This window comes from Chromobacterium vaccinii, assembly GCF_000971335.1.
Lineage (GTDB): Bacteria > Pseudomonadota > Gammaproteobacteria > Burkholderiales > Chromobacteriaceae > Chromobacterium > Chromobacterium vaccinii.
Window position 1 is genome coordinate 1 of sequence record NZ_JZJL01000101.1, and the last position, 4,431, is coordinate 4,431.

3 protein-coding genes and 1 pseudogene are annotated in these 4,431 nt (G+C 58.5%); 2 read left to right on the forward strand and 2 right to left on the reverse strand.

Going from position 1 to position 4,431, the window contains the following annotated elements:
* The first annotated feature begins 448 nt into the window (after window positions 1-448).
* On the forward strand, window positions 449-919 hold the full coding sequence (locus tag VL52_RS22635) for a single-stranded DNA-binding protein (protein WP_046159161.1): 471 nt from the start codon (window positions 449-451) through the stop codon (window positions 917-919).
* Window positions 920-1,307: 388 nt separating this feature from the next.
* Here VL52_RS22635 and VL52_RS22640 read toward each other — a convergent pair whose 3' ends face one another.
* Both VL52_RS22640 and VL52_RS22645 read right to left on the reverse strand, forming a co-directional pair.
* Window positions 1,308-2,849 (reverse strand): alkaline phosphatase family protein, encoded by a 1,542-nt coding sequence (locus tag VL52_RS22640; protein WP_052729483.1) that lies wholly within the window; start codon window positions 2,847-2,849, stop codon window positions 1,308-1,310.
* A gap of 99 nt (window positions 2,850-2,948) precedes the next feature.
* The gene (locus tag VL52_RS22645; RefSeq protein ID WP_046159162.1) at window positions 2,949-3,374 is read right to left on the reverse strand and encodes a hypothetical protein; all 426 of its coding nucleotides are present in this window, start codon (window positions 3,372-3,374) and stop codon (window positions 2,949-2,951) included.
* A 566-nt stretch (window positions 3,375-3,940) separates the two neighbouring features.
* On the opposite strand from VL52_RS22645, the pseudogene VL52_RS25490 reads away from it, so the two are divergent.
* Window positions 3,941-4,431, forward strand: a pseudogene (locus VL52_RS25490) (transposase); the annotation flags it as partial.

Below are 4,431 nucleotides of genomic sequence, written 5' to 3' on the forward strand. Positions count from 1 at the left end.
GCCGCCGCCCACGCCCTTCTGGGTGTCGCTCATGTTGGCGCAGCCGGACAGGCCGGCCACGCTCACGGCAACCAGCATCAATACTATTGTGTTCTTCATCATGTCATCATCCTTTCAACAAACCCATGACAGACCGCCGCGGACCGATACAGTTCCCCGCGCGCGGCCAAGCGCATCGTTCCAAGCGGAAACACTTCAGCTTGCGCCGCATCCGGAACAAAGCAAAGCCGATTGGCGTGTATAATACGGCCCATTCGCCAAACCTGCCCCGAAACCCAGTCCGCCCGCTGGCCTTTGTGCAAGCGCCCAGCCAGAAAATCCGTCTTCGCGGTAGTATGGAGGGCTGCGGCAATGCCGCATCCGCGCGGGCAAAGGGAAGCAGACGCGCCGCCAATCGGGCCTCGCTCGCGGCGCAGGCCAAGCAGTTTGAACTTATCCGGAGAATTGAATGAACAGCATCACCTTTGACGGCCGCCTGGCCGCCGACGCCGAACTGCGGTACACCCCGAGCGGCGAGCCCGTCCTGTCGTTCCGCGTGGCCAGCGACATCGGCTTCGGCGAGCGCAAGAGCACCAACTGGTTCAGCTGCCAGGTATGGGGCAAGCGCGGTGAGTCGCTGAAGAACTACCTGGCCAAGGGCCAGCAAGTGACCGTATACGGCCAGCTGACCCTGCGCGAATGGCAGGACAAGGACGGCAACAAGCGCGTCTCCCCGGACGTGCGCGTCAACGAACTGAGCCTGCAAGGCGGCAAGAGCGAAATGGGCGCTTCGTCCGGCGGCGGCATGGGTGGCGGCATGGACGACGGTTACGGCTACAGCGCCCCGGCCCCGCGCCAGGAAGCCCCGGCCGCCCCGCGCCGCCAGGAGCCGAAAGCCGCTCCGCGCATGGACGACATGGACGACGACATTCCGTTCTGACTTACACCTGAGAGTTATTTGTAAAGTACTCACTCGAAACCCCCGCCCTGCGGGGGTTTATGTATTTAGAGCGGCTAACAAAAATCAGTTTCACTGCGGAGGCAAGGCGCGTCGACGCAGGCAGTACTTGAGTGCGGCAAGTCGGCGCAATGCAGCATCAGGAATTTTGTTCGCCCCTCTTGGGCTTCTCCGTGTTCATCGCCTTAGCATACAGCAGCGAGCGGCGGTGTTATGCAACAAAGCCGAGCGACCGCTTGTGGGCGAACTGCAGGTGGTCACCACGGCGCTCGTCTGGAATGCCGCACGCGCCAACCCGGTGGTCGACGCCATCGTCGCGCGAGTGCGCGCCGCGGGCGAGGCGGCGCGCTAGCACAGCTTCCCCCGCCGACTATCGCCGCGTCGTTGACGCGGCGGCCCGGATAAATTCAGCTTCGAACTGTCGCGGGTCGCGGCGATAGAGCGCAAGCTCCGTCAGAATATCCTCCATGCGTGTATGGGAGAGCAGAGCCTTGATGGCGACAAAATCCACTCCTTCGAATAGCACGTTGAGCGGCCCGCCCGGCATCGCCGGCGGCATGGCACTGAGCGTGGGCACCGGGGGAAACGGTGACACAGGTGCCTCGTTGACGTGCTCGCGCGCCAAGACGGCTTCGAAGGTCGGCGCCTCGGGCATGCGACGCCCCATCGAAACCGCGGAAAGATCCACCTGGGCCCATTGCAAAAGCGTTTTAATCAATGAGGTGTGATCAAACGGATAACGGCTGCCGGCGGGCGCACGAAATACCGTCGACGGTTTGACGAACGGTGAGATCAGCAATGTCGGCACTCGGGCACCGAACAAATCGAATTTAAAGCCGTCCACGCCGATCCGACCATCTGGATTGATTGCCCCCCAGCGCGGCGTGACGTGGTCGTAAGTGCCGCCGTGTTCGTCGAATGTCACGATCAACAACATATCCTGCCATTGCGGCCCCGAACGGACCGCCTGGTAAACCTGCTGCAGAAACTGCTCGCCGGGGTTGACGTGAGTTGGCGGATGGTAGTCGGTGCCTTGCGTGTAATGCTCGCCTTTGCCATAGCCCCAGACGGGCTCAAGATAAGTGAAGTCCGGCAGCGTGCCGGCCTGGGCGCGGGAAAAGAAGGTCTCCAGATTGCTGATTTCCGAATTGCCGCCGGCCTGGGCAATTTGCGGGAAAGTGTACTCAGTATAAGACTGGCCCATCCACTGGCTGGTGTAATACACTCCCCAGCTCTTGCCCGCTTGCGCCAAGTAATTGAACACCGTCGGCGTGTCGAACTGCTCGACGGCGAGGAAGGCATTGTTCTCCCGCCCCAGCGAGGTGCCGCACAATGAGAAGGCACGGTTGGGGTTGGTCTGCGTCGGTACGGAGGAAAACCAGCGGTCGCTAACCGCGAACCCCCTGGCTAGTCCGTTGATGACCGGCAACTGCGCCGGAGTATAAGCCCACAAGATATCGAGCCCTTGCCAGCCGCGCATGTACCAAGCGTAGTAATCCTGCAAGAAGCCCTGCATCGTGGGCACCTGGCGTTCCGTCGGCAAACCGCCGATGATGTCCTGATTGCCGAACAACTGGTTGAGCACACCATTCCAGCGCGCGTTTGCCCGCATTTCCTCGTAGGGGTCATACGCCGGAACGCGGTCTTGGTCGGCGCCCAGGTTGTCCGGCACCGGTACGACCGGGTACTGCTGCACATCCCCGCGCCAGGTGTAGGCGGGATTGCTGTCCCGCCCCAGAACGAGCCCATCGAACAGGGGCGAACTCCCCGGCGGATAGACATGCTGCGGCGCGGACGACTGCATGTCCGCGGACGTAGCACTGTAGAGCCAACCAAGTACGTTGTCGAGAGAGCGGTTCTCCAGCATAAGGAACACGATGTTTTTCACCTGCGGCAGCGTCGAGGCGACCATAACGAATCCTTTACGGTAGGGCAACGGGGCAGGCGACAGGGCGCGCCGCGCCGGAGGGCGGGGACGGGCGGCCAACCGTCCGCCCCGAGGACGAGAGGATCAGTACTGCGGATAAAGTTCGACGTTGTTGGCAAGCAGAATCGGGTAATTCGAACCGGTACTGCTGGTTGCCGCGAATAGGGCGAAAAGCTCGCCCTGGACTTTGTAGTACTTCTTGGCGTTCTCGCAGGCATCGCGCAGATCGCTATGGGTGGCGCTGTTGGCGCGGAATTTTTCCAGCTTGGTGTAAGGGGTCTTGAACCACGCTCCGGAGAATGAATACCAGTCGTTAGCCGGCGTCAATCCCCACTTCCAGGTGACGTTGTTGTTATTGTTGAAATAGCAGGCAACGTAAGAAACGTCGGAACCGGCGGCTTGCGACGGAGCGGTTTGATCGTTCGGACCAGATGCGGCTGCGGACAAACCGGCAAAGGTGGCTAGAGAGAACAACAAGGCAGCTTTGATCGTCTTTGACAAACGGGTCATTAGATTCTCCACTTGATTCGTTGAATGGCCGGACGGCGTCGCTGTCCGCGCATTTTTGCTATCCAAATAAGCAAAAAATGCAATATGATTATTAATACATGTATCACAACTGAATCAAGTGTTTGAATTACGAAAGCGACAGTTCCCAAAAAGAATGATGCTGTAGATAAAAATATATTTATAAAAATTAAATTTAAAATCAATAGATTATTTTTTATGTCGTCGCGCAGCGTGGCCAAGGGCGGGCATAAATGGCTAGAACTTTGGCGCGCTCAATACGGAAGCACATTACCGGCGGGTTTTAAGCCCCCGAGGCGAGTGGGCTGACATTTAGGTCAGTTGTCGCGCACGCCATCCATTAGGATGTCCGATTCCTATCCAACAGCGACATACGCCAAGCGGGGGCGTTAGACTTTTTTAAGGAAAGATCAAATAATTTGGCTCAGACGTATATCTTCTGATCGCCATGCGCCTTCCCGACACGCAGACTCTGCATGACGACAAACAACTGACCTCGTAAGACAATAACCTGGCCTTCGACAGCTTCCAATTCGTCTACCCGGTGGTGCCTCTTTGGCCTAGCGCTACGGCAAGCTATATGCATGGTCGAAAGCATGTTGCGTCTGGCAGGACTTGAGACTTCAGTGCGCTTTCCCACTGCCAGAAAGACCTACAGGTGCACATCCCGGTACAGAAGAAGCAGGGTTGTCTGCATCTCCTGGTCGACGGCACCGGCATCAAGATGATGGGCGAAGGCGAATGGAGGGTGAAAAAACATGCCGCGCACTGCCACCGTCAATGATGCAAGCCACATCTGGGCGTAGATGCTCATACGCTAGATATCCGCGCCATGGAAGTCACTGACAACCGTACTGGTGACTCCACGATGTTGCCGGAACGGCTATCTCAGACTCCTGAGGCGGAGGAACTTGTAACCGTGGCAATGGATGGGGTGTACCACACACGCTTATGTCACGCGGCGATTACGGAGCGTGGGGCTGCGGCCATTTCTGGAAAGAGAGTTTACGAGACAATCAGGCTCGCTCTCGACAAGGTA